The sequence below is a fragment of the Mesorhizobium sp. B2-8-5 genome (assembly GCF_006440675.2).
In the GTDB taxonomy this organism is placed as follows: Bacteria; Pseudomonadota; Alphaproteobacteria; order Rhizobiales; family Rhizobiaceae; genus Mesorhizobium.
Window position 1 is genome coordinate 2468113 of record NZ_CP083951.1, and the last position, 25263, is coordinate 2493375.

Annotated in this window: 24 protein-coding genes; 7 read left to right on the forward strand and 17 right to left on the reverse strand. The window is 63.8% G+C overall.

The window, feature by feature from the left end:
• Positions 1 to 36: 36 nt before the first annotated feature.
• From FJ430_RS12050 to FJ430_RS12065, 4 genes are all read right to left on the reverse strand, one after another.
• The gene (locus tag FJ430_RS12050; protein ID WP_140704331.1) at positions 37 to 267 is read right to left on the reverse strand and encodes a type II toxin-antitoxin system Phd/YefM family antitoxin; all 231 of its coding nucleotides are present in this window, start codon (positions 265 to 267) and stop codon (positions 37 to 39) included.
• A gap of 46 nt (positions 268 to 313) precedes the next feature.
• Positions 314 to 625: a putative quinol monooxygenase gene (locus FJ430_RS12055; RefSeq protein WP_140645698.1), complete on the reverse strand. Its 312-nt coding sequence runs from the start codon at positions 623 to 625 to the stop codon at positions 314 to 316.
• A gap of 52 nt (positions 626 to 677) precedes the next feature.
• On the reverse strand, positions 678 to 1451 hold the full coding sequence (locus tag FJ430_RS12060) for an SDR family NAD(P)-dependent oxidoreductase (protein ID WP_181175267.1): 774 nt from the start codon (positions 1449 to 1451) through the stop codon (positions 678 to 680).
• Between the two features lie 66 nt (positions 1452 to 1517).
• Positions 1518 to 1952 (reverse strand): DsrE family protein, encoded by a 435-nt coding sequence (locus tag FJ430_RS12065; RefSeq protein ID WP_140704005.1) that lies wholly within the window; start codon positions 1950 to 1952, stop codon positions 1518 to 1520.
• A 99-nt stretch (positions 1953 to 2051) separates the two neighbouring features.
• On the opposite strand from FJ430_RS12065, the gene FJ430_RS12070 reads away from it, so the two are divergent.
• Positions 2052 to 3152, forward strand: coding sequence for a hypothetical protein (locus tag FJ430_RS12070; RefSeq protein ID WP_140704003.1), 1101 nt, complete (start codon positions 2052 to 2054; stop codon positions 3150 to 3152).
• A 239-nt stretch (positions 3153 to 3391) separates the two neighbouring features.
• Here the strand turns inward: FJ430_RS12070 and FJ430_RS12075 are convergent, their stop codons facing one another.
• The 6 genes from FJ430_RS12075 to FJ430_RS12100 form a co-directional block, all read right to left on the reverse strand.
• Positions 3392 to 4339, reverse strand: coding sequence for a cation diffusion facilitator family transporter (locus tag FJ430_RS12075; RefSeq protein ID WP_140704001.1), 948 nt, complete (start codon positions 4337 to 4339; stop codon positions 3392 to 3394).
• A gap of 5 nt (positions 4340 to 4344) precedes the next feature.
• Entirely contained in the window at positions 4345 to 6534 is a 2190-nt protein-coding gene (locus FJ430_RS12080) for an anthranilate synthase (protein ID WP_140703998.1), read from the reverse strand.
• Between the two features lie 475 nt (positions 6535 to 7009).
• Positions 7010 to 8065 carry a succinylglutamate desuccinylase/aspartoacylase family protein gene (locus tag FJ430_RS12085; RefSeq protein ID WP_140703996.1) on the reverse strand — a complete coding sequence of 352 codons (1056 nt, stop codon included), beginning with the start codon at positions 8063 to 8065 and terminating at the stop codon, positions 7010 to 7012.
• A gap of 135 nt (positions 8066 to 8200) precedes the next feature.
• Positions 8201 to 9373: an MFS transporter gene (locus tag FJ430_RS12090; protein WP_140703994.1), complete on the reverse strand. Its 1173-nt coding sequence runs from the start codon at positions 9371 to 9373 to the stop codon at positions 8201 to 8203.
• Between the two features lie 185 nt (positions 9374 to 9558).
• Complete coding sequence (locus tag FJ430_RS12095; protein WP_140703993.1) at positions 9559 to 10935, reverse strand: FAD-containing oxidoreductase; 1377 nt, start codon at positions 10933 to 10935, stop codon at positions 9559 to 9561.
• The gene (locus tag FJ430_RS12100) at positions 10932 to 11393 is read right to left on the reverse strand and encodes a DUF4126 domain-containing protein (protein WP_140703992.1); all 462 of its coding nucleotides are present in this window, start codon (positions 11391 to 11393) and stop codon (positions 10932 to 10934) included. Before FJ430_RS12100 ends, FJ430_RS12095 begins: the two co-directional genes overlap by 4 nt.
• Before the next feature lie 147 nt (positions 11394 to 11540).
• Between FJ430_RS12100 and FJ430_RS12105 the strand changes: the two genes are divergently transcribed.
• Positions 11541 to 12146 carry a sugar O-acetyltransferase gene (locus FJ430_RS12105; protein WP_140703990.1) on the forward strand — a complete coding sequence of 202 codons (606 nt, stop codon included), beginning with the start codon at positions 11541 to 11543 and terminating at the stop codon, positions 12144 to 12146.
• Here the strand turns inward: FJ430_RS12105 and FJ430_RS12110 are convergent.
• Both FJ430_RS12110 and FJ430_RS12115 read right to left on the reverse strand, forming a co-directional pair.
• A complete protein-coding gene (locus tag FJ430_RS12110; protein ID WP_264296160.1) occupies positions 12132 to 13442 on the reverse strand; it encodes a sensor histidine kinase in 1311 nt (436 codons plus the stop codon). The genes FJ430_RS12105 and FJ430_RS12110 overlap by 15 nt on opposite strands.
• A 68-nt stretch (positions 13443 to 13510) precedes the next feature.
• Entirely contained in the window at positions 13511 to 14170 is a 660-nt protein-coding gene (locus FJ430_RS12115; protein WP_140703988.1) for a response regulator, read from the reverse strand.
• Between the two features lie 189 nt (positions 14171 to 14359).
• Here FJ430_RS12115 and FJ430_RS12120 point away from each other — a divergent pair, with 189 nt between their 5' ends.
• Positions 14360 to 14626: a PepSY domain-containing protein gene (locus FJ430_RS12120; RefSeq protein WP_140653284.1), complete on the forward strand. Its 267-nt coding sequence runs from the start codon at positions 14360 to 14362 to the stop codon at positions 14624 to 14626.
• 5 nt (positions 14627 to 14631) lie between these two features.
• Positions 14632 to 15192 carry a cytochrome b/b6 domain-containing protein gene (locus FJ430_RS12125; protein ID WP_140704327.1) on the forward strand — a complete coding sequence of 187 codons (561 nt, stop codon included), beginning with the start codon at positions 14632 to 14634 and terminating at the stop codon, positions 15190 to 15192.
• A 57-nt stretch (positions 15193 to 15249) separates the two neighbouring features.
• Here FJ430_RS12125 and FJ430_RS12130 read toward each other — a convergent pair whose 3' ends face one another.
• Positions 15250 to 16239 carry a helix-turn-helix domain-containing protein gene (locus FJ430_RS12130; protein WP_140703986.1) on the reverse strand — a complete coding sequence of 330 codons (990 nt, stop codon included), beginning with the start codon at positions 16237 to 16239 and terminating at the stop codon, positions 15250 to 15252.
• Between the two features lie 125 nt (positions 16240 to 16364).
• Here FJ430_RS12130 and FJ430_RS12135 point away from each other — a divergent pair, with 125 nt between their 5' ends.
• From FJ430_RS12135 to FJ430_RS12145, 3 genes are all read left to right on the forward strand, one after another.
• Positions 16365 to 17006, forward strand: coding sequence for a cysteine hydrolase family protein (locus FJ430_RS12135; RefSeq protein ID WP_140703984.1), 642 nt, complete (start codon positions 16365 to 16367; stop codon positions 17004 to 17006).
• Positions 17007 to 17169: 163 nt separating this feature from the next.
• On the forward strand, positions 17170 to 17385 hold the full coding sequence (locus FJ430_RS12140; RefSeq protein ID WP_140703982.1) for a hypothetical protein: 216 nt from the start codon (positions 17170 to 17172) through the stop codon (positions 17383 to 17385).
• 15 nt (positions 17386 to 17400) lie between these two features.
• Positions 17401 to 18714, forward strand: a complete 1314-nt coding sequence (locus FJ430_RS12145; protein ID WP_140703980.1) for a hypothetical protein — start codon at positions 17401 to 17403, stop codon at positions 18712 to 18714.
• A gap of 67 nt (positions 18715 to 18781) precedes the next feature.
• Here the strand turns inward: FJ430_RS12145 and FJ430_RS12150 are convergent, their stop codons facing one another.
• From FJ430_RS12150 to FJ430_RS12165, 4 genes are all read right to left on the reverse strand, one after another.
• Complete coding sequence (locus FJ430_RS12150) at positions 18782 to 20461, reverse strand: formate--tetrahydrofolate ligase (protein ID WP_140645716.1); 1680 nt, start codon at positions 20459 to 20461, stop codon at positions 18782 to 18784.
• 318 nt (positions 20462 to 20779) lie between these two features.
• Positions 20780 to 21904: a DUF2333 family protein gene (locus FJ430_RS12155; protein WP_140645717.1), complete on the reverse strand. Its 1125-nt coding sequence runs from the start codon at positions 21902 to 21904 to the stop codon at positions 20780 to 20782.
• Positions 21905 to 22006: 102 nt separating this feature from the next.
• Positions 22007 to 23341 (reverse strand): DUF6638 family protein, encoded by a 1335-nt coding sequence (locus FJ430_RS12160; RefSeq protein ID WP_140703978.1) that lies wholly within the window; start codon positions 23339 to 23341, stop codon positions 22007 to 22009.
• Positions 23334 to 25244, reverse strand: coding sequence for an AAA family ATPase (locus FJ430_RS12165; RefSeq protein ID WP_140703976.1), 1911 nt, complete (start codon positions 25242 to 25244; stop codon positions 23334 to 23336). The genes FJ430_RS12160 and FJ430_RS12165 overlap by 8 nt, the downstream gene beginning before the upstream one ends.
• Positions 25245 to 25263: the final 19 nt, after the last annotated feature.

Below are 25263 nucleotides of genomic sequence, written 5' to 3' on the forward strand. Positions count from 1 at the left end.
CCCCCGTGGCACCTTGTTGGCAGGGCCGCAACACCCTCACTTGTCCATGCCAAACAACGCTTCGATCTCTTCGCCACCCATGCGATCGAAACTTTCGGGGCTGGAAAACTGGCCAGCCATAAAGCCCACACGCCATATCTGTGCAGCGGTAGGTTGACCGATAGGCACGACCTTGACCAACGGCTTGCCTGCCTTGGTGATGATAAACGGCTCACCTCCGGCGGCCTGGTCTACCAGACGTGATAAATTAGTCTTTGCATGGTGGATACGGTCCGCATTAGGTGCTCCAACAAACGATAGAGCTGTTCCCCAGTCAGCCGGCCTTTTCGGGCGCGGGAAGGCCAAAGCCGCCGACCGGGTTGGTCTCGACCTGGAACTCGAAGCCGGCGATGAAGGGACGCGCCTTGGCGATCGCGGCCTGGACTTCCGGCAATTGCAGCGAGGCCTTGTGGCTCGCTTGGTCGGTCCATACTTCGGTGACCCAGATCGCGTCGGCGTCGACCGGATCGATGGCGATGATGTAGCTCAGGCAACCGGGGAGGGCGCCGGTGCTTTCGCGCAGCACGTCCATGACCGCATCGCGCTGGCCGCGCGCCGCCCGCATCTTGCCGATCAGTCCGTACATGCCTTTGCTCTCCCTCCAGGTTGCGCGCTGCACCGAGTATGCAATCGACCGCTCACGGCATCAACTGGCCACCATTGACCTCGATCACCTGGCCGATGATGTAGCCGCTCAACAGGTCGGACGACAGGAACAGATAGGCGCCGACGCAATCCTCAGGCGTTCCGGCGCGGCCCTGCGGTATGGTGGCGACCATCGCCTTGATCTGCTCGGCGTTCGAATAGCGTTCGTGGAAGGGCGTCAGGATCGTGCCCGGCGCCACGGCGTTGACGCGGATGCCGAAGCCGATCAACTCCTTGGCCATGCCGCGCGTCACGTTGGAGACGAAGGCTTTGGACGAACCATAGAGGCCGGCGCCGCCGCCGGCGCCGTTGCGGGCGGCGATCGAAGTGGTGTTGATGATGAAGCCGCCCTGGCGCTTCAGCCACGGTATCGCCTTGCGCGAGGCGGTCAAGACAGAGCGCGCATTGAGGTCCATGACCGCGTCGTACTGCGCCTCGTCCTGATCGGCATAAGCGACGCGGCCGAGCATGCCGCCGGCATTGTTGACCAGGCCGTCGAGCCGGCCGAAATGGTTTGCGCTCTCCTCGACGACACGCTCGACGTCGGCAGGTTTCGAAAAGTCGCCCTGGACCAGAAACACCTCGCCGCCATCGTCGCGGATGGATCCGGCCACGATTTCGGCGGGCGCTAGGCTCGCGTTGTAATGCAGCGCCACGCGGCATTTCTGTGCCGTGTAAGCACGGGCAAGGGCCGCGCCGATGCCGGTCGAAGCGCCGGTGACTAGCACCGCCTTTCCGGCAAGATCGGGGATGGCAAGTGTCGTCATGTCGGCTGGCCTCCGGGCTGCCATCCTTCGTAGGCCATTGTCGGCCTGGCCTTCAAGTCCGCGCATTCAGGGCCTGAGATAGACATAACCCTGGTGCTGCAACTCGGCGAGCCTCACGACGCCGCCCTTCTCGGCAAGCTCGAAGCCCGCCAGCAGGTCGGTCAGTGCGATATCCATGCCATGCAAGGTGTTGCCGCAGGCTTGCGGGACAAGTCCCTGCTGGACCAGGCCGGCGAAGCGGCTGGAAACAGCGCCGGAAGCGCCCTTGGACTTGAAGGCGGCCAGAGCCGGACCGTGCACCACAAGCACGATATCGACATTGCCGCCGGTGCCTTCATAGTGGTTCTTGATGTTGCCGAGGACGAAGTTGACCTTGTCCGCGTCGCTGAGATGATAGGCGACTTTCAGCCGCCCCTCAGGTGTTGCCGCATTTGCCCGGCTCAGGCCGAACAGGCCCGTGGCGCCTGCGAAACCGGCACGAAAAATGTCACGGCGCAGCATCCTATCCTCCCTTGCCTCGCCCGCTCGCGCGATTTTGCGTGGTCCAGGCGGCACTCCTAGACTAGCATATCCCGGCCCTGTCGGTGGGAGGAGGATCACATGACATCGAGGACCATGGTGGCGAGGACCATGGCGGGCGTGGCGCTTTGCGCCGCCCTTGCCGCTTTTGCCGGCGCGGCGCGCGCCGAACAGCCGCCCAAACTTCCCGAGCTCAGCCCGACCGGCGCCGACGCCTGCTTCGGCCGCGTCTACGACGCCGCCCATCTCAAGGCGCATCCGCATCAGAAGGTGGCGCGCATCTTCTTCCTCTACGGCCATGACCCGGTGAGCCGGCCGAACGAAGAACCCGCCGCCAACCAGGATACTTCCTATAACGGCTTCCTCACCACCACGGCGCGCGGCGCCAAGAAGCCGGAATGGGCAAGCAGCTGGTGCAACAAGGAGGATCCAAGCGACAAGGCGAGCGGCATCCGCTGCGGCATGGATTGCGACCGCACGCTGGCTTCGCTGAAAGTCGACGACAAGGGAAAGCTGCTTCTGTCCGGCTTGTCGCAAGACGTCTATCTCGATCCGGATTCGGAAGAACAGCTCGGCAAAGCGGAATACAACAAGCAGGCGCTGGGCAGCGAGGATGATAATTTCAAACTGGATCCGATGCCGGCCGACAGCTGCAAGGCGGAGTTCGCGCGCATCGATCCGATCGACCCGGCGCTTGGCGATCCGCTGCGCGTGCGGCTGAAGCCCGATCAGCCCTTCTGCTTCGGGCGTGACTACGACGATGCGCATCTGAAGTCGCATCCCAACCAGCTGACGCAATCGATCCGCGTCTTCCGCGGACCCGTCGAGCTTGCCTCCTTCGCCGCCGGCGGCGATGCGGCGAACTGGCCAGACGGGGCGGACATCGCCGTTTCGGCGACGACGAGGCAGAAAGGGAAAAAGGTCACGCAGACCTATTCCTGCCAGGGCGAGGCCGACCAGTGGCGCTGCTCGGCCAGCTCGAAGATGAGCGACTTTTCCTGCGACATCTCGCAGAAGGAGATTTTCCTCAAGCGCGGCGCCAACGGCACGATGATGGTCGCGAACCCCAACAATGCGGTGGCGGTCCTCGATCTCTGCTCGAAGGCGGCGAATGGCAAGACCAGATCCGACGACAAGGTCTATCGGCTGCAGCCACTGCCACAGTCGGCCTGCGCGCCGTGACCAGCGCTTCGTCATTCTATGGCGGAGCAAGGAGCGAAGCGACGCGGCGCAGACCATAGAATCCATGCCGTGACTTGGAAGCGCCGCCTCGGTGCAGAATTTTGTTCCGTTGCACGCCTTGGCGAAGGTAACGGAATGGATTCTAGGGTCTTCGCGACGGAGCTTCGCTCCTGCTCCGCCCTAGAATGACGAAGTTGAGAGGCTCCGGCCAATCTCCAACGTCTGCCATGCTTACACCGTCAGGCGAAAGGCACCGCCGTGGTGCCTTTCGGCAGCTTGGCCTCGTCGTCCGGCTCGACATGGATGGTGACACGCACCGAGGGAATTTCGGCTTTCAGCGCATCCTCGATGCGGTCGCAGATGACATGGCTGGCGCCGACCGTCATGTCGGCGTCGACGACGAGGTGGAACTCGATGAAGGTGGCGCGCCCGGCTATGCGCGTCTTGAGATCATGGACCTCGAGCGCGCCCTTCGAATTGGCCGAGATGATGTCGCGGATCTGCATGTGCTCGTGGTTGTCGACGGCGCGGTCCATCAGCCCGTTCATCGAGGAGCCGATGACATGCCAGCCCTGCCACAGGATGTTGAGCGCGACGATGACGGCAAGCGCCGGGTCGAGGATCTGCCAGCCGGTGAGCACGGCGCCGACAAGACCGCCGAACACGCCGACGGATGTCACCACATCGGTCATGATGTGCTGGCCGTCGGCGACGAGAGCCGGCGACTTCGCGTTCCGGCCGGTGCGGATCAGCGTCCAGGCCCAGATCGCATTGATGACCGTCGCGACGCCGTTGACCGCAAGGCCTTCCCAGGGCTGTTCGAGCGGGGCCGGATGCTGCCAGGACTGCCAGACCTCGTTGAGGATCAGCAGCGCCGCGACGACGATCAGCACGCCTTCCAGCACCGCTGAAAGATACTCGGCCTTGTGGTGGCCGAAGGGATGGTCCTGATCGGGGGGCTTGTAGCTGACCTGGATCGCCCAGAAGGCGGCGGCCGAGGCAATCACGTTGACGATCGATTCCAGCGCGTCGGAATAGAGCGCGACGGAGCCGGTGATGTACCAGGCGGCAAGCTTCAAGACCAGCACGACGCAGGCGACGACGATCGACCAGAAGGCAAGCCTGGCGACCTTCTCCCGGGTCGCGGCTTTCGCCGCGGCCGCTGTCGTGTCCAGCGTTTGCGCCATCTTTTCTAAGCGGCCTTTTCCTTGGCCTTGCGCGGCAGATGCGCGACGATGTTCTCGATGATGCGCATGCCGGCATTGTGACCGAGCGTCATGATCGATTCCGGATGGAACTGCACCGCCGCGATCGGCTCCCTGCGGTGCTCGAAAGCCATGATGACGCCGTCCTCGGTCTCGGCGGTGACCACGAAACCGTCGGGCAGGCGCACCGGGTCGGCGAAGATCGAGTGGTAGCGGCCGACGGTCACTTCCTTTGGCAGTCCGGAGAAGATGATGCCCGGCTTCGAGACGCGGATGCGCGACGGCTTGCCATGCATGGGGATGTGCAACTGCCGCAACTCGCCGCCATAGGCCTCGGCCAGTGCCTGCAGGCCGAGACAGACGCCGAAGATCGGCAGGTCGCGGCTGCGCGCCTTCTTGATGGTGGCGGCGCAGTCGAAATCCTTCGGCGTGCCCGGTCCGGGCGACAGCACGACGAGATCGGGCTTGAGCCGCTCGAAGACCTCTTCGGGCACCGGCGAGCGCACCGTGGAAACATTGGCGCCGGTCTGCCGAAAGTAGTTGGCCAAGGTGTGGACGAAACTGTCCTCATGGTCGACCAGCAGGATGTTGACACCGTCGCCGACGCGCGCGGTGGTGCGCTCGGTTCCGGTGGCGTTGCCGGTCTTGGCGTCGCGGATGGCGGAGAGCATGGCGGATGCCTTCAGTTCGGTTTCGGCTTCTTCTTCCTCGGGCACGCTGTCGAAAAGCAGCGTGGCGCCGGCGCGCACCTCGGCGATGCCGTCCTTGATGCGGATGGTGCGCAAGGTCAGGCCGGTGTTCATGTCGCCGTTGAAGTTGACCATGCCGATGGCGCCGCCATACCAGGCGCGCGGGCTCTTCTCGTTCTGCTCGATGAAGCGCATGGCCCACAGCTTCGGCGCGCCGGTGACGGTGACAGCCCAGGCGTGTGAGAGAAACGCGTCGAAGGCGTCCATGCCTTCGCGCAGCCGCCCCTCGATGTGGTCGACGGTGTGGATCAGACGCGAATACATCTCGATCTGGCGGCGACCGATGACGCGCACCGAGCCCGGCTCGCAGACGCGCGACTTGTCATTGCGGTCGACGTCCGAGCACATGGTGAGCTCGGACTCATCCTTCTTCGAGTTGAGCAGCTTCAGGATCTGCTCGCTATCGGAAATGGCGTCGTCGCCGCGCTTGATTGTGCCTGAGATCGGGCAGGTTTCGACGCGGCGGCCGTTGACGCGCACGAACATCTCGGGCGAGGCGCCGATCAGATATTCGTTTTCGCCGAGATTGATGAAGAAGGAATAGGGCGACGGGTTGATCGACTTGAGCTTGCGCGAGATGTCTGAAGGCTGGGTCTCGCAGCGCTCGTAGAACATCTGTCCGGGCACGACCTCGAACAGGTCGCCGCGCTTGAAGCTCTCCATGGCGCGCCGCACCAGGTTGGCATATTCGCCCGGCTCGTGGTCGCCGCGCGGCGGGATGCGGTCGGCGGTCTTGAACGGCTCGGCATGGGCGTCGCGCGGCAGGCCCTCGGTCGAGAAGCCTTCGCCGGAATAGTCATAGCGGTCGGTCCAGGCCTTGGTCGAATAATGGTCGACGACCAGGATCTCGTCAGGCAGGAACAGCACGAGATCGCGCTGGCTTTCCTTGCGCTCGAGCTTGTAGTCGACCGGGTCGAACTGGAAGGCCAGGTCGTAGCCGAAGGCGCCGTAAAGGCCGAGATTGGCGTCCTCGGTGGTCTTGAACAGCGCAGTGATGGCGCGAAGCACGGTGAAAACCGACGGAACGCGGCTGCGTTCCTCCTCGGTGAAGACGCGGCCGGGTTTCGCCACATCGAGACGAATGAGCGTCTTCGAGGTCTCGGAGATCGTCACTTCGCTCAAGCTGGCAAGCGCCTTGCCGATCACGGGCAACAGCGCTTCGCCGCGCTGGTTCAGCGCTTCGATGCGCATCGTGCGCCCTCGCGCGGAGATCACCAGCGGCGGATCGATGATGGCCGTATCCCAGCGCGTGTAGCGGCCCGGATATTCGTAGTTGGAGGAAAACACAGCGCCGCGGCGAGAATTCAGGCCGTCGACATAGGCATCGATCGCGCCTTCATAGGGCTTGTCGTGGCGTTCGCGGGTGATCGTCACACCGCCCGCGGTGACGAAACGCTCCGCCCCGTTGTCCAGAACTTTAGTCGTCATTGCCGTCTCCATCAGCGTTTTGGGCAACGGACCCGGGAATGGCTTTAAAAAACAAATGGCCGCCCGGACATTCCGTTGCGGCCACCCTCTACTTTCACGCGCACACGCACGAACAGGCCGCTGTCAGCGAGCCCACCACCAAACGGTCTTGTTCGAACGCATGTTCATGGCGACTCCCATAGCGGCGAATGACTGGATCGGCAAGCGGAATCGGGAAACTCACCGGACGACGCAGATCGCCTGCCACCTTCGTGCGCGGCGCGAGAGAGCGGGAGCCGGTTTCGATATCTCGCGCGGTCCGGTCGAGACAGGCGAGCAGCCATTCAGCGCGGCGGGACCGGTGAGGGATCGTGCTTAGGCTCAGCAACTATGAATTTGATCGGCCGGCTGACGGCGCCGGCTACCATGTCCATGTGCCCAATCTGGAGAGCCTGCGCGGCCTCTGATCCGAGGCGCTCATCGACGGATGAGACCTTCAGTCTTCCAGCGTGCCGGAGCGCGCGTCGCTGCTCCTGGCGTCGCCGGCAAGCTTCAGAAGATCCTCGCCGGCGCGGATGATGCGGCGCGCGCGGCGGGTCAGGATGAAGCCTGATTGCGGGGCAAACACTTCCGTGCGGCCGCCAGCCTCGCCGGGCGCATGGACGATCGTCGCCAGCCTGTCGCCTTTCTTGACGCGGTCGCCGGGCTTGACGTCGTAGAGGATCGCGCCGGCCCTGGGCGAAGGCATCATGTCGATGTTTTCCAGCGGTACGACAGGGCCGGAAAATTTCTCGAATTTCGGTACGGACGGGTCCCGAACGACGCCCCGCGTCACCAGCAGTCGGTAGAGTCCTGTCGCATCGGCCGCGGCCAGGGCGCCATCGACGTCGAGTATGCCGCGATATTCGACCGTGGTGACGGCGCGGCGGTCGAAGCGCGCGACGCTCGCTGGCACGTTCTGATAGGGCATGATCGAGGCGCCTTCGAAGGTGCCGGTGTTGTCCTCACTCCACAGCAGGACGGCTTCGGCGCCCATGGCGGCCGCGCAGTCGGCCATATGCGGCCACAGGCTGGTGTGGATGTAGAGATAGGCAAGGCCTTCGTCGTCGCAGTGGAGGTCAAGGACGATGTCGTTGCCGAGGGAGAGCTGGACGAGCCGGTTCTTCAGCCGGCGATCGGCGCCGCCGAGGCTGACATCGGGCAAGAGCCTGGCGTCGGGCGCGGCAAGCAACGGAAAGGAGCGGTTGAAGTTGGTGCGGGTGCCGAGATTGAAGCGGCCCTGATGCTCGCCGAAATGATATTGCGCGCGGCCGATCGGATTGGCCCAGGGTACGATGGTGATCGGACCCTTGATGCGCCCCTCGGCCTCCGCCTTGGCCAGCATCGGCATCAGCGCGTCGATGGCGACGACGCCCGGCAGCTCGCCGGCATGCAGCGCCGCCTGCAGATAGGCGGAAGGAGCCGCCTTGTCCTTGCCCTCGAAGCGCAGGACCGGAAATTCGTAAACGACACCCTCGCTGTCGCCGGCGATGCGCTCGATCGTCTTCTGCATGGGATACCTCCGCGTGAAGAGGTTTCACCCATGCATTTTTGCGATCGGGCTGTCGAGTGGTCCAGCAGTGCCGTGCTGTCGGGGCAGGGTGGCTACGGCAAAGACGCCGAGCTGCTACGACGAAGACGCCGAGCTTTATTCAGCTGGTTGTGGCTTCAGGACCGTGCGGCGGTCGAGCGCCTGCGACAGCACGGCCACCGCGACGGCCAGAAGCGCGAGCCCCGCGCCCACCAGCGGCAGGCTGGCGTAGGATACGCCCCAGGAGATGGCGAGGCCGCCGATCCAGGCGCCGCCGGCATTGCCGACATTGAAGGCGCCCTGGTTGAGCGTGGCGGCAAGGTTCGGTCCTTCGGCAGCCGCTTCGACGACGCGTATCTGCAGCGGCGGCACGACGATGAAGATCAGCATGCCCCACAGGAAGACGATGGCGACAGCCACGCTTGCGATGGCGCCGAGCTCGGTAAAGACGACGAAGAGCAGGGCCATGGCGAGCAGCGTGGCAATCACCGTCGGCATCAGCTTCCAGTCCGCCAGCCTGCCGCCGATGATGTTGCCGATGGTCATGCCGGCGCCGAAGAGTAGCAGCACCCAGGTGACGGTCGCCGTCGACAGGCCGGAGACGTCGGTGAGGTAAGGCTTGATGTAGGTGAATACGGCGAACAGGCTGGCGGAGGCGAGCGAGGCGATCAGCATCGCCAGCCAGACCTGCAGCTTGCCGAGCACGCGCAGTTCGCCGACCAGACCGCCGCCGCTGGGCTCGGCGACATCCGACGGCACCAGCCAGGCGATGGCCGCGACCGAGATGAGGCCGATGCCGACGACGGCGAGGAAGGTGGCACGCCAGCCGAAAGCCTCGCCGAGCGCCGTGCCGGCGGGAACGCCGAGGATGTTGGAGAGCGTCAGGCCGGCAAACATCAGCGCGATGGCGCTCGCCCGCTTGTTGCGCGGCACGAGGCTCGCTGCAACGACGGAGCCGATGCCGAAGAACGCGCCGTGGCCGAAAGCGGTGAAGACGCGCGCCGCCATCAGCAGCCAGTAGTTCGGCGCGATGGCGCAGAAGAGATTGCCGATGACGAAGAGGGTGGCGAGGCCGACAAGCACCGGCTTGCGTGGCAGGCGGGCGGTTGCCATGGCTACGATCGGCGCGCCGAAGACGACGCCCAGCGCATAGCCGGTTACCAGAAGGCCAGCGGACGGGATCGAGACGCCGAGGTCGGCCGCGACTTCCGGCAGCAGGCCCATGATGACGAATTCGGTGGTGCCGATGCAGAAGGATGCAATGGCGAGCGCTAGGATCGGCAGCGGCATGGGATGTCCGGACTGAATCGGTTCAAAATTTAGACTGGCGCTGGATATGCCCGGCGCACAAGCGCCATTGTTGCAACGCAGCAATGCAGAAACGGAAGAGCGCCCGGCTGGGCTCAGAGACCTTTGTTTCACGGCTGCGGCGAAGTCGCCGAGCCTGACCGCTTCGCACTTTTCCTGGACTTAACCTAAACCAGCGGCTTCAGCTCCTGGGCGATGGTCGGCAGCAGCTCCGAGACGGTGGGGTGGATGTGCATGGCGCGCGCCAGCGTCGAGATCGGTGCCTTGGCATACATGAGGTCGAGCACGCAGTGGATAGCCTCGTCGCCGCCCGGTCCGAGCACCGAGCAGCCGAGGATTTCGCCGGTGTCGGCATCGGCCAGGATCTTCATGAAGCCTTGCGTCTCGCCTTTTTCGACCGCGCGGCCGACACGCGTCATCGGCCGCTGTCCGACCAGGGCGCGGCGGCCGGATTTCTTCACGGCGGCTTCCGTCATGCCGCAGCGCCCAAGCGGCGGATCGATATAGAGCGCATAGGCTTCGATGCGGTCGCTGACCTTGCGCGGATCGTTGTCGAGCAGGTTGGCGGCGACGATCTCGAAGTCGTTGTAGGAGGTATGGGTGAAGGCGCCCTTGCCGTTGCAGTCGCCCATCGCCCAGATGCCGGGCACATTGGTGCGCAACTGGTCGTCGACGACGACGAAGCCGCGCTGATCGACCGCGACGCCGGCCTTGTCGAGGCCGAGATCGTCGGTGTTCGGAACGCGCCCCAGCGCCAGCAGCACATGCGAGCCGACCGCCGCCGGCTTGTCGGCGGAGAAGGTGACGGCGATGTCGCTGCCTTGTTTGGCGAAGCTTATATCGCCGGCGCCGACATGAACGGCGATGCCTTCGTTTTCGAGGATGGACAGGATGGCCGCGGAGGTGTCCTCGTCCTCGCGGCCGGTCAGCCGCGGCGCCTTCTCGATCACCGTGACCTCGGAGCCGAAGCGGCGGAACATCTGCGCGAATTCGAGCGAAATGTAGCTGCCGCCGACGACGATCAGATGGCTGGGCAGCACATCGAGGTCCATCATCGAGGCATTGGTGAGATAGGGTACGTCGTTGACGCCGGGCAGGTTGGGCACCGAGGCGCGGCCGCCGGTGTTGAGGAAGATCTTTGGCGCCGTGAGCAACTCATCGCCGACGCGCACAGTGTCGGCGGATTCGAAACGCGCATGGCCGCGATAGAGCGTGCAGCCCTTCAGGCCGGCGATCCATTTTTCGAGATTGCCGCGGGCGTCGTTGGTCACCTTGTCCTTGCGCGCCTTGATCCGTTTGTAGTCCACGCCGACGGGGCCCGAGAGCGCGACGCCGTAGTCGGCGGCGCGGCGGGCGAGATGCGCGGCATAGGCGCTCGCCACCATCGTCTTGGTCGGCATGCAGCCGGTGTTGACGCAGGTGCCGCCGATGAACTTGCGCTCGACCAGCGCGACCTTCATGCCGGCGGCCTCGAGCCGGCCGACGAGCGGCGGGCCGGCCTGGCCGGCGCCGATGACGATGGCGTCGAAGCTCTTTGCGCTCATGCGACCGCCGCCACGATGAGCAGCCCGCCGATGATGGCGACCGCATCCTCGATGAAGGCGGCGGGCGGATCCTTGCCGAAGGCGGCGGCCAGCCGGCCGCGCGCTTCGGCGCCGCCCAGTGTGCCGATCACCGCGCCGATCGCGCCTGCGACCAGGCCGCCGATGGTGGCGCCTGCGGTCGCGCCGATGACTGCGCCGCAGAAGGCGCCGGTCACGATGCGGGCGCCGAATTGCTGCGGCACTTTCCGGCTCGGCGTCGACGGCAGCTGATCGGTGACCAGCTCAACGATTGCCAGGATGGTGAAGATGCCGACGGCAATCCAGTGACCCATGAAGCTCGCCCAGGTGCCTGCGACCGGGAGCCAGCCGAGATAGGAACCCCAGGCGACGGCGGCGGGCGCGGTCATGGCGCGCAGGCCGGCAATGACGCCTATCAGCAGTGCAAGAATGTAAAGCATGATCGACCCCCCAAATTGAGACCGTCGCATGGTCTCGCAACGGCAGGCTAGCATAAGCCAAGCGTTTGGCTACGGGGCTTTTGTCAGACAATCGATTATGCTTTGGCGATTATGCTTTGGCAGCAGACGAAACCTGGAGGTGCCACCATGAGGACAAGCGAACGCATGAAGATGGCGGCGGGCGAATGGTACACCTGCATCGACGATGAGCTGGAGGCGTTGCGCGTTGCCGCGCGCGATGCGGTGTTCGAGCACAACGGCCTGCTGCCCCGGCAGCGCGGCAATATCGCTCCGGCCTTGCGGGCGCTGCTCGGCGGCGTGGGCGAGGGCGCCCGCATCGAGGCGCCGTTCCATTGCGCCTATGGCTTCAACCTGTTCCTCGGCGATGGCGTCTTCCTCAATGCCGGCTGCACCATCCTGGATACCGCGCCAGTGCGCATCGGCAAGGGATCGCTGCTTGGGCCCAATGTGCAGATCTACTGCGCCGAGCATCATCGCGAGGCCGCCGGCCGGCTGGCCGGGCTGGAGATCGCCAGGCCCGTGACGATCGGCGACAATGCCTGGATCGGCGGCAGCGCGGTCATCCTCGCCGGGGTCAGCATAGGCGAGGGCGCGACCGTCGGCGCGGGTGCGGTGGTGACGCGCGACGTGGCGGCGAACACCACCGTCGTCGGCAACCGGCGCGAGGCGTTGCGCCTCGCTGAGCGCACTGCGGTTCGAGCGTTCCGGTATGCTGTTCTATGCGCTTCCTGACGGAAAACCGTCGCGCAGGGTTCCTGGAATTGCTGTGGCGCAAGCAAACCGGATCGTCGCTTCGAAACCGTCTTCGCGGCCCGATGCCGGCGAATTCAGGCTCAGTGCCGCGCCAATCTGCTGTAGGATCTTGCCGACGATCGCCAGGCCGAGACCCGAGCCGCCAGAAGGCGTCGTTCCGCGTTCGAAGCGTCTCAGCAGCTTGTCGGGCGCCGGCACGACGGGACCTTCATTGATCACGCTCAACCCCGCGCTGTCGTCGACCCGTATCACCACCGTTCGACCCTGGGCGCCGTGTCGAAGGGCGTTTTCGATCAGGTTGCGCGTCACGATCGCCAGCGCGTCGGGATCGATGGCCACCTCCACCGTGCCTTTTGACGGCCCTTCGAGGCTCAACCGGGATTTGTTCTCGGCATGCTGTTCGAAATCCGCGACCACAAGCGCAACCACTGCGCCCAGATCAGCCGATTTTCCGGCGGCAATTCCGGCATCGGCGCGCGCCAGTTGCATGAGTTTCTCCGAAAGGTTGGACAGGCTGACGAGCGCCGCCTTGATCTGTCGCGGGCGCTTCATACCTGCATCGTCGGTTGCCTCGGCGATCATCCGCTCGGCCTGGGCCAACGCTCCGGCGATCGGAGTGCGCAGTTCGTGGGCGGCGTTGGCGGTGAATTCCTTTTCGGCTTCCATTGCCATGTGGAGCCGCCGCATCAGCCTGTTGACCGACTTGGCGATTGCCGCAAGCTCGACGGGGAGATGCTCGGTGTCGATTGCGGCGAGATTGTCGCCATCGCGGGCGCTGATGTCGGCGCGCAGCTTTCCGATCGGGCGCATGAACCGTGTCAGGGTCAGCCAGGCAAGTATCGCGCTGAGCGGTGTCAGGGCAATCATCGGCACGAGGAAGCCAGCGGCGGCTTCCAACGTCTCTTCGTTGCGGCGTTCGTCGCTCTCGGCGACCTGGACGAACAAGGTGCCGCTTACCGCCGGCTCGGTGTAGACGCGCCATCCCGCCTCTTGCGAGAAGCCTCGCGTGAGCCCGGTCGTCAGCGGAGTGGCTGGCGCGCCGTGGGAATGGAGCATTATCCGACCCTGGCTGTCCCGCACCTGGTAGATCAGCCGTTGGCCATCTTCTTCTTGCGAGACAGCCTCCGCAAGTTCGCGCGGAGGCTGAAGCGTTTCGCGTCCAAAGAGGTCGTCAATGACGAGCGGCAGCAACCTGCGGGCCGCCTCTTGCATCGAATTATCCATGGCCTCGTTGATTTCGCGATGAAGCGTGAAGGTTCCGGTGGCGGCAGCCACAACTCCAAACATGACGGTTACGATGATCAACGAGGCGACCAGCCGTCCGACAAGGCTGAATCGCCAGCTCATCGGGCCACTAGGCGATAGCCCAGCCCCCTCACGGTCGAGATCACGTCGCGGCCGAGTTTTCTGCGCAGGCGGCTCACATAGACCTCGACGGTATTGCTCTCCACCTCGGCGCCAAAAGCGTAAAGCGCGTCCTCTACCTGACCCTTGCTGACCGTGACGCCTGGCCGGCCGAGAAATTGTTCCAGCACGGTCCATTCGCGGGCGGTCAACTGGATCTCCTTGCCGCCGACCAGAACGCGGCGATGGGCAGTGTCGACCTCGACCGGCCCGATCCGGATGAGCGGGTTGGGGTTCCCGACATAGCGGCGCGCCACCGCCGCCAGGCGGGCGGACAATTCGCCCAGATCGAATGGCTTGACCAGATAATCGTCCGCACCGGAATTCAACCCGTCTATCCTGTCCGAGAGCTGATCGCGAGCAGTGAGGATTATGACCGGAGTGCGGTGGCCGTCGCGGCGGAAAACCTTGAGGAATTCCAGGCCCTTGCCGTCCGGCAAATGCAGATCGAGCAGCATCAGCTGATACGTCACGACACGCAAATGCTCACGGGCTTCCTCAAGTGTGCCGTTCCAATCGACGGCATGGCCATCGGCGGCCACGTGGTCGCGCACGGCTTCACCCAGCACCCGATCATCCTCGATCAACAGAACACGCACGCCGCCTCCGCTGCCTGACCCATTCGTCCTATGCAGAACGATACTGACAGTAGCCTGAACGCCAGTCCCATCAATCGGCGCGTCTGCTCTCCAAGTGCGGCATTTGCACGAACCGGCCGGCGTTCAGGCTGCTGTCAGCTTTCGGTCGCAGGTTTTCGGCATCGGAATCAACCGATGGAGAAAACCGATATGAGAACAATCGTCCTGACCGCGCTGGCGCTGGGCCTGGCCGCGCCAGCCTTCGCAGCAGACCGATGCAACGTGCCGACCGACCAGTGGCAGCCGCGCGAGGCATTGCAGAAGAAGCTGGAAGGAGAGGGCTGGAAGGTCCGCAGCATCAAGACCGAAAACGGCTGCTACGAAGCCAAGGCGGTCGACGCCAGCGGCAAGAGGCTGGAAGGCGTGTTCAATCCCAAGACGCTGGAGTCGGTCGGCGCCGATTCCGACGACGGTTGATCGCCATGAACGCCACCGTTTCGACACGGGAAACCTCGGTCGGGGTCTGGAGCTCCTATGTTCGCCTCTTCCACTGGTCGCTGGTTCTGTGCATTGCCGTGGCGTGGCTTTCTTCCGGGGAGATCATGAAGGTGCATGAGCTGGCCGGCTATTGCGCCGGAGTCCTGATCGCCTCGCGCCTGGTCGCGGGGCTGGCCGGGTCCGGGTATACGCGCTTCGATCAATTCGTGCGCGGACCGCGTATGGTGCGATCGTATCTCGCCGACGTGGCGCATGGCCGTGAGAGGCGATATCTCGGCCACAATCCTGCTGGCGGCGCCATGGTGCTGGCACTTGTGATTTGCATCGCGGGAATTGCGCTGACCGGATGGATGCAGACCACCGACGCCTGGTGGGGCGTGGCGTGGGTTGAGGACACGCACAAGGTTCTGGGCAATGGTATCCTGGTGCTGATCGGTCTCCATGTCGGCGGCGTGGTTCTGGCAAGCCTGCGCCATGGCGAGAACCTGGTTCGGGCGATGGTCACCGGCCGGAAACGCGCGCCATCGCCGGAAGACGTTGCCTGAAGAATGAGACTGGAGAATGCAAAGGGCGCCGCGTCGACGTGGTGCCCCTTGCTGTTCTCAAGACGCGTGCTTCATGCGCTCGTCCTGATCGACCCGCCCCGAAAACTCGCGCCTGTACCGCATCGGCGAGGTTCCGAGCCGCGCGGCGAAATGCTGGCGCAGCGACGTGGCGCTGCCGAAGCCTGCCTCGAAGGCCACCATGTCCATCGATTTGTCCGTCTGCTCCAGCAGCCTTTGCGCCAGTGCCACGCGCTGGTCGGCGAGCCAGTCGCCGAAACTGGTGCCGATCGAGTTCTGGAAGCGGCGGGTGAAGGTGCGGCGCGTGAGGCCAGCCCTATCGGCGACGCTGTCTAGACTGTGCGTTTCGCCGAGCGTTGCCCGCACCTGGTCGAGAGCGCGCGTGAACCGGTCCGCGTTCGGCGTTGGCGCAAGCGGACGCTCGATGAACTGTGCCTGTCCGCCTTGCCGGTGCGGCGAGAGCACGACATGGCGGGCAAGCCGAAGGGCGGCCTCCGCGCCATAGCGGGCGCGCACGATGTGCAGGCAACAGTCTAGCCCGGCGGCGACGCCGGCCGACGTGATGATGTCGCCGTCGTCGACATAGAGCACGTCCGCGTCGATCGCGAGATCGGGATGCAGCGCCTGCAACCGGTCGGTATAAGCCCAATGGGTGGTCGCCTTGCGCCCGGCCAGCAATCCAGCGCCGGCAATGGCGAAGGTGCCGAGGCACAAGCCGACGATCAGCGCGCCGCGCCGATGCGCGCGTCGCAGCGCATCCTTGAACGGCGCGGCCAGCGGAGCCTCGAGATCCTTCCAGCTCGGAATGATGACGATGTCGGCCTCGTCTAGCGCGGAAAGTCCATGCGGCACCAGGATGCTCAGCCCGGCATCGGTATGAATGGGTCCCTCCTCCATCGCGCAGACACGGAAGTCGAAGCGCGGCAGTCCGAGCCTGGTTCGATCGGTGCCGAACACCAGGCACGGCACGGAGAGATGAAACGGGCTGATACCGTCGAAGGCGACGGCAGCGATGATCGGGTTCTTCATGACAAATATCGTTCCGTTGAAAGTCGAATGTCCCAATTCTTTCGAATGATGTCAATCGGGCCACTTTCTGGAGCCGAACCAGCCGACTAGCTTTGACCCATCAACACGATCGAAAGGAAACCGCCATGTCAGCTCCCGCCACCCAGCCACGCCGCGCGCTTGTCGTCGTCGATGTTCAGAACGACTACAATGGCGGCAATCTCGCCATCCAACATCCGCCATTCACCGAGACGGTCGCCAATGTTGCGCGCGCCATGGATGCCGCCGCGGCGGCCGGCATCAAGATCGTCGTGGTCAGGCAGATGGCGCCCGAGACCTCGCCGATCTTCGCCAAGGGCAGCCATGGTGGCGAGTTGCATCCCGAGATCGCCAGGCGCAGCCGCGACCACTATGTCGAAAAGACGCTGCCTTCGGCCTTCACCGGCACGGATCTCGAAGCCTGGCTGCGCGCCAACGCCATCGATACGATCGCGGTCGTCGGTTACATGACCCACAATTGCGATCTGTCGACCATCATCCACGCGGTTCACATGGGCTTTGCCGTCGAGTTCCTTTCCGATGCCAGCGGCTCGGTGCCCTATGCCAACAGCGCCGGCTATGCATCGGCCGAGGACATCCACCGGGTGGTGAGCGTCGTCTTGCAGTCGCGCTTCGCCGCCGTGCTGAAGACCGCCGAGTGGATCGATTGCCTGAAGACCGGCGCCCTGCCTGAGCGCGACACGATCTATGCATCGAACCAGCGTGCCTTGCAGCGTAATGCCGCCTAGCTTGAACCGCTTTCGAACGGCAAGGCGCCGCCTGGATGCGGCGCCTTTTTCTTGGCGCGCCAACTATCCAGCAGAGCGTGAGCCATTTCACGGACGTCGCTCCGGTATTTTCGGAAAGTCACCACGCATGTGAGTAAGCGCGGTTGGCTTTTTGGGGGCTGGATTGAAGGCGCGCGTTGCACGAACCATGGTCGTCCTGGCCCTCGCCGTCGGCGCGGCGCTGCTGCCATGGCCCGCTCTTGCGCAAGTCCCGCCGCATGCGCCGGGGACGATCTGCTTCACCCAATTCTTCTGGTGCTGGGCGCAGCCGCCCGGACCGCCCGGCTACCCCTGCGGATGCCCGTCGCAATATGGCTTCGTGCCGGGCTATCTGGGCTAGTCGTCGGGGGAAGCGATGACGACGTCCCACGACCCTCTTGTCTCCGGGTTGCTCGCCGACGCAAAGCTGGTTGCCGGCTACGGCCGCTACGGCGTGTTCAAGGACAGCGCCCTCTTCGCCGCCATCGGCGATGCGGAAAAGCTCAATGACGCGACCGCAAGCCAGCCCGAGGTCGTCAAGCTTCAGACAGTGTTCAACGACTGCTCCAACACCGTGCCGTTTTCCACGCTGGCCGCGCTCCGCACCGGCTGGTCGCCCGGCGACATGTCGCGGCGGACCGCGCTCGCGACCTATTTTCTCATAGCCCTGTCGGTGACGATGATGATCATCATCGGCAAGCTGACCTATGTCTACAACAGAGGCGTTTCGATCAATGCGGAACTGCAGGAGATCGACAACAACGATTTCAGCGCCCGGTTCGGACAGTCGATCCGGCAGGTCTGGGCGACGAAGAAGCAATTGAGCTCGGCCGCCGCCCAGCAGGCGTCGGCGACCGATCTGACGCTTCTGAAGGACGCCTACTACAATTCCGTCGACAGCCTGCATTCGCTCGATCAACGTTTTTCCTCGCTGCTGGTGCGGGCGCAGGGGTTCATGACACAGGAAGCGCCATTCCCGCTCTGGGGCATGCAATGGGCCTATTGCAAGCTTTCGGCTTCGTCGGCCAAGGCGGGCGCGCCAATCGATTTCTCCAACCCCCGGCAGATGGCCATAGACCAGTTCTGCGGTCAGCAAATCGCGCTGGCGCAACAGCAAAGCGGGGCCGGGAACAGCCAGCCGCTCAAGCAGTCGGATTTCGATTGCAAGAACAACGGCAATACCGAAGGCGGCACGCAAGCCGTAAGCGCCACCGGCATCGCCGGCCAGGCCGAAGATGTGAACGCCGATTTCGATGAGGCGACGCGCGATCTGCAGTGCGAAGGCGTCATCACCATCACGCCGAATTCGATTTCGACGCTGACACTGCAGGCCAAGACGCTCAGCGAGGTCCTCAGCCCCTATGCGCTGTGGATCCTGCCCGCGCTTTACGGCGCGCTTGGCGGCATCATGTTCCACATGCGCATGATCCTGAACCCGCTTTTGCCCAATCCGTCGCTGTCCCGGCTCATTCACCGCATCGCGCTCGGCGGGCTTGCCGGCATGATCCTCGCCTGGTTCATGGCGCCGGGGACCAAGCTCGGCGGCGAGGTGACCGGCATAGGATTCAGCCTGTTCACCTTCGCTTTCTTGTTCGGCTTCAGCCTCGATATCTTCTTCGCCATCCTCGACCAGTTCGTCTCGATGTCGGTCGCCGGCATCAAGAAGTTCGGCTCGCCCACGGTGGCATGAAGGCCGGCGAAACAAAAAGGGCGCCGCGATGAGGCGGCGCCCTTGGTCGTTCAATTCGAACGAAGTTTTAGAACAGGCCCTCGATCTGGCCGGCCTCGTTCAAGAAGATCTTTTCCGAAGACGGCGCCTTGGGCAGGCCGGGCATGGTCATGACCTCGCCGCAGATGATGACGACGAAGCCGGCGCCGGCCGAGAGCCTGACCTCGCGCACCGGCACGGTGTGGCCGGTCGGCGCGCCGCGCAGGTTCGGGTCGGTCGAGAAGGAATACTGGGTCTTGGCCATGCAGACCGGCAGATTGCCGTAGCCGGCTTCTTCCCACGCCTTGAGCTGATCGCGCACCGACTTGTCGGCGATCGCTTCCGAGCCGCGATAGATACGCTGGACGATGGTGTTGATCTTCTCGAACAGCGGCATTGCGTCGGGATAGAGCGGCGCGAACTGGGAGGCGCCGGATTCGGCGAGCGCCACCACCTTGTTGGCAAGGTCCTCGATGCCGGCCGAACCGTTGGCCCAGTGCTTGCACAGGATCGCCTCTTCGCCCATCGAGGCGACATAGTCTTTCATCGCCTGGATCTCGGCCTCGGTGTCGGAATAGAAGTGGTTGATGGCAACCACAGCCGGCACGCCGAACTGGCGGATGTTCTCGATGTGACGGCCGAGATTGGCGCAGCCCTTCTTGACCGCCTCGATGTTTTCCTTGCCGAGGTCTTCCTTCTTGACGCCGCCATTCATCTTCATGGCGCGCACGGTCGCGACGATGACCGCAGCGGAAGGCTTCAGGCCCGCCTTGCGGCATTTGATGTCGAAGAATTTCTCGGCACCAAGGTCCGCGCCGAAGCCGGCTTCGGTGACGACATAGTCGGCGAGCTTGAGCGCCGTCGTGGTGGCGACGACGGAGTTGCAGCCATGCGCGATGTTGGCGAACGGGCCGCCATGCACGAAGGCCGGGTTGTTCTCCAGCGTCTGCACCAGGTTGGGCTGCATGGCGTCCTTCAACAGCACCGCCATGGCGCCGTCGGCCTTGAGGTCGCGGGCATAGACCGGCGACTTGTCGCGGCGGTAGGCGACGATGATGTCGCCGAGGCGCTTCTCAAGGTCCTTGAGGTCGGTGGCCAGGCACAGGATCGCCATCACTTCCGAGGCGACAGTGATGTCGAAGCCGGCTTCGCGCGGATAGCCGTTGGCGACGCCGCCGAGCGAGCAGATGATCTCGCGCAGCGCCCGGTCGTTCATATCCATGACGCGGCGCCAGGCGACCCGGCGGGTGTCGATGCCGAGTTCGTTGCCCCAGTAGATGTGGTTGTCGATCAGCGCCGAGAGCAGATTGTGCGCGGTGGTGATGGCGTGGAAGTCGCCGGTGAAATGGAGGTTCATGTCCTCCATCGGCACGACCTGCGCGTAGCCGCCGCCGGCGGCGCCGCCCTTGACGCCGAAATTCGGGCCGAGCGAGGCTTCGCGGATGCAGATGATCGCCTTCTTGCCGATGCGGTTCAGGCCGTCGCCGAGGCCGACGGTGGTGGTGGTCTTGCCTTCGCCGGCCGGCGTTGGGTTGATGGCGGTGACCAGGATCAGCTTGCCGTCCTTGTTGCCCTTGACCGACTTGATGAACTCGGCCGAGATTTTTGCCTTGTCGTGGCCGTAGGGCAGAAGGTGTTCGGTCGGAATGCCGATCTTGGCGCCGATCTCCTGGATTTGTTTTTTCTTGGCGGCGCGCGCGATCTCGATGTCGGACTTCACTTCGGCCATGACGGCTTTCCTCTGGATTGGGCGTTGGAAGGGACTGTTTTGATCAATTGTGCATGTTTGGAACGCCGCACGGGCGCAAGGGTGTTTCCTAACCCTGTCGCTGCCTGGGCGTCAACTTTCATGCAACTATGTTTCCTGTAAAGAAAGAATATTGCTGTTCCCGGTGCGACCCTGTTCGGGTCTTCGACCCCAGTCGTTTGCGGCGTATAGAAGCCAGAGCGAAGGCCGTTCCGCCGTCTCAAAACAGCCGCTGAATACGCGAAAAGCGACAGAAGCGACGGCGCAAATCCACCATCCCTGTCTTGGCCGAAGAGGCTGCTACTGCGTCAGCACGTTGCTGATCTCGACCATGTTGGAGCGCACCCGCAGGATGTAGAAGCCCATCGTCGTCAGATGCGTCGGCAACAGCCAACCATCCTCGCGGCCATTGGCGATGATGAAGGGCTGGATGCGCAGCGCCGAGACGAATTGCTGGTCCATCGTGTCCCACAGGTTCTGCAGGTGCTTCTCCTTGATCACGTCGTCGAAGTCGGCCTGGGCGCCCTTCATCAGGCCGTAATAGGCGTAGAGCTGGCCATAAGCGAACCAGAAGCGGTCGTCGGCGCGGGTATCGAACCAGCCATTGTTGTGGTTTTCGGCGCGTTCCTTGAGGATGGCCGAGGTCGAGCCGATGTCCGAAGCGATGCGGTCGATATATTGCTTCAGATTGTCGGCGCGGGCGTCGAAGGTCGCCTGGCAGGTGGCGAGACGGGCGTTGAAGGAGCGCAGCTTGCGCACAGCGTCGCGATAATAGCTCGGCGTCGGCGTCTTGGGGCCGAATGGGTTCAGGCCGAAATACCAGGTGTATTCGTCGAACTGCAGATTGCCGCGCGCGTCCTGCAGGTCGGCGTCGATCTGCGAGGTCGTGCGAACGCGGCCAAGATTGTCGGCAAGCTCGGTCGCGGTGCGCCGCACCGCCTGGTTGATGCCGCGCTGGAAGGACGCCTTGTTGTCCATCCAGGGCGTGTTGTCCCAATCGATGCCGAACAGGCCGAGCTTGTAGAGGATCATCGACGAGATCCAGGCATTCTGGTTGACGTTGAAGTCCGTCAGATCGGCGGCAACCTGGGCGATGGCGGAGTTGCCGCAGGTCTTGGCCGTATCGGTGCCGCTGCCGGCCGAAACCTGCTCGCCCGCCGACACGTTCCGCTTCTCGAACGTGTAGGTGTCGGGATAGTTCGGGTTGAAATTGTTCCACCACTGGGTAGCGTAGAAGAAATTGGCGTAGAGGCCGATCAGCACCAGGAGGGCAAGACCGACCACGGCCTTCAGAATCCAGCCGCGTTGCCCGTACCAGCGGCCGACCCACATGAATGGCCACAGGATGACGCCGATGACGAAGCCGATGCCGCGGCCGATCCACTGGAATATCTGGGTGAAGAAGTTCACGATCGGGTCGAGCATGGCTGTGGCACCCCCTAGCATGATGCCAAAAAGTTGCAGACTTTTTGGATAACATCATGCGCCAAAACAATAAGTTAGAACGAAATGACGGTTCATTTCGTTCTAGTCAGTCAAGCCGTAAAGGCGCGCGCGGAACGCCGCCTTTTCCTTCAAATATGTGGTTTTCAGAACGTCCACAACATGGCTTCTCCAGGCGTCGCTGAAGCCGTCATAGTCCTTGTAGAAACCCGGCTTGTTGAAGACGTAACGCGAAACGAAGTCCTGCGGCACGAAATCCGAGATCAACTGGTTGGTCAGCCAGGCATCGGGGTGGTCGGGCTTGGCGCGCACGACCAGGAATCGCTGGCGCGGCGGCACATCCTCGATCTTGAGATGGCCGAACTGGGCGATTTCGCGCTTGGCGGCATTGAGGAAGGGAAAGTTCCCGTCCTGGGCGATCAGATCGGCATGGCCGTGGATCCAGGTCTGCAGCCACACCTTGTCGACATCGGTCAGATTGCGGTTGGGCTCGGCGTCGCGGATCAGCGCGCGCACGACCATCTCTGCGCGATGCTCGAGATAGCCGGAAGCCTCGATCCAGGAAGCGCGCGGCAGGTCGAGCCGGCCGGTGGCGGCCAGGAAGCGGAACACCTTGTCGGCGTCGTTGATCGACAGATAGCTTACCTGCCAGGGGCGCGAGCGGCGGAAGCCGGGGGCGGCCGGATCGCTGATCACCGTCGTCATATCGGGGTCGACGAAGACGTAGAGCCCGCCGAAATGGCTGGTCCAGTAGGCGTTGTGACGGAAGATAACCTGGTCCGGCACCAGCGCGTTCTCGCGGATGTCGCCGCAGACCTTGGCAAGATCGACCATGCGCTGGAGCATGGCGTTGTCGCGCCAGGCGTCGGGCTCCTGCTTCAGCCGGTCGACCAGCTTGCCGAGCTCGACCGCCTTGCCCAGCACGTCCTCTGCCGACAGCACCTTGAACTCGACCTGGTTGATCGACAGCAGGTCCTCGATGTCGTTGACCTTGGGAACCGAGTCCTCGATCTCGCCGTAGATCACGTCCTTGATGGTCAGCGCGTCGATGGCACGCTGGTTCTTCGACATGAACTCGAACATCAGCTGCGAGGTGTTGGAGAAGGCGGTATGCACCACCGGCAGGTCGATCTGCGACGGCGTCAGGATGATGAAGCGGCGGTTGACCTCGTTGGGGTCGAGATAGTCATAGTCGCCGCATTCCTCGGCGATCTCCGGCGAGAAGCCGGTGCGGTCGATCTGGAAGCTTGCGAGCTTGGTGGGCTCGAGGCCGAAGGCGGCAAGCGCCTTGTTGTAGCGCTGGATGAGGTGCGGCTCGTCGATGGCGAGCAAGCGGCCGTAGATCAGCTCGTTGTCGCGCAGAAGATCGGGCTTTTTGGCGGCGGGCGGCGCAGCCGCCGCCGGCGAAGGCTTACGCATTCCATGAGCCCTTCTTCTTCAATTCCTCCATCTCGCGCGCCGCCCGCTCGCGCAGCCTTGCGTCGCGCAGGAGCTTCTCCACCGCGGCATCGTCGGACTTGTCGGAATAACGGAACTCGGAATCGGCGTAGCGGTTGATCTCCTGCATGACCATGTCCATCGAGAATGGTCCGCGCAGTTCCTCGATCATCGCCTTCTTGTCGTCGTAGCTCTTGTGCATGAAGGCTTCCGGCTTCTCGAACCAGTCGTCCGGCAACTCGATATCCATGGCGCGCATCTTGATGGCGTCGGTGACGTTCTTGATCGCGCGGCCGGTGAAACGCGGCTCGGCGTCCTTGATCATGTGCAGGTAAGTGCCGACATCGGCCATGGTCTTCGGCGCGCCGTTCTCCTTCATGTAGCGCTCATAGACCTTCATCAGCCCGTCTTCCCGCGGCTTTTCGTGCTCTTCATAGGCCTCGCTCACCGCACGCTGGATCTCCTGCGCGGCATAGAGCTCGTGCTTGCCGAGCGGGATCTTGTGGTTCTTGCCGGCAAGCAGCACGAAGATGTCGATATAGTCGTCGCGGGTCTGCGGGCCGTCGACCAGCCATCGCGCGCCGGCGCGCTGGCGCAGCGCATCGTCGACATTTTCCGGATAGTTGGAAAACATGCCGAAGGAGCAGTTGCCGCGCACCACGGTGGATGCGCCGGCAAAAGCGTCCATCAAGACGCCGGTGATCTCCTGCTGGCCGGCCGAGGCGCGGTCGTCGGAACGGCGCGCCGCCACCTGGTCGATGTCGTCGATGGTGCCGAAGCCGATGACGCGCGGATTGAGCACGTTGTTGATGAACTGGCGGCAGTTTTGGCCGGACTTGCCCTGATAGGACGAGATCTGGTCGACGCCGAAATTCTCGTAGGCGAACGGATAGCCGGCGACCTGACAGTAGCCATTGACGAGGCCGGCGATCATCTGGATCAGCGTCGTCTTGCCGGTGCCCGGCGCGCCGTCGCCGATGAAGGTGAAGAGGAAGCCGCCAAGCTCGACAAAGGGATTGAGCTCGCGCTCGAAATCATAGGCCATCAGCATCTTGGCCAGTTTGACCGACTGGTATTTGGCGATGTGGTTGCCGACGACCTCTTCCGGCTTCTTGAAGGTCATCACCAGCGGCTTGGATCGTTTGCCGGGCGCGACGTCGAAGCCATCGAGGATGAAATCGTCGACATCGATGCGGATATGCGCGTTCTCGAATGGGCCGATGCCGTCGAAGCGGCCCTTGCGCGCCAAGAGCCCGTCGATGGCGACCCGGGCAAAGGCCCGCGCCCGCGTCATCAGGTCCGCATCGTCCTTCGAGCCGGCGATCGCCTTGTCGAGGCCGGCGACGATCGACTTCACCGCGTCCTGCGGGGTGTCGAACAGGAAGTCGGGTTCGGGGCTGTCGTTCGGCGCCTCCCCGTCGCTGTCGACCAGCTGGAACAGGTAGGAAGCGAAGCTGAAGGCCGACACGTAAGCCGACGCCGACAGAAGTTTTTTGAACCTCGCGGCTTCGTCGCCTTCGAGCGGCGCGCGGACGTTCCTTGCCTGCAGGCTTTCGAGGTCGGATCCCTCGGCGAAGACATCCGAAATGGCCAGCGCGATCGCCAGGCCGCGGCGGGCGCGGTAGAGCAGCGTGTGCTGCGGGATGCTCATCAGCTGGTCGTCGGGATGGATGGCCGCGACCGTCTTCGACAGCTCGACCTCGCGCGTGCGGCGCACCGAACCGACCGACACGGTCGAGACGAAGCGGCGGTTGGTGCCGGCGAGCGCGGTGCCTGATTCGCGGGACGGATCCTCCAGCACGACGATGCGGGTGATGAAGCTCTGCGCTGTCGCGCGGTGCTTTTCGATTGCGGCTTCCGAGATCGTTGTCAGGCCGGTGTCCATGAAGGATGCTCCGCGGTTT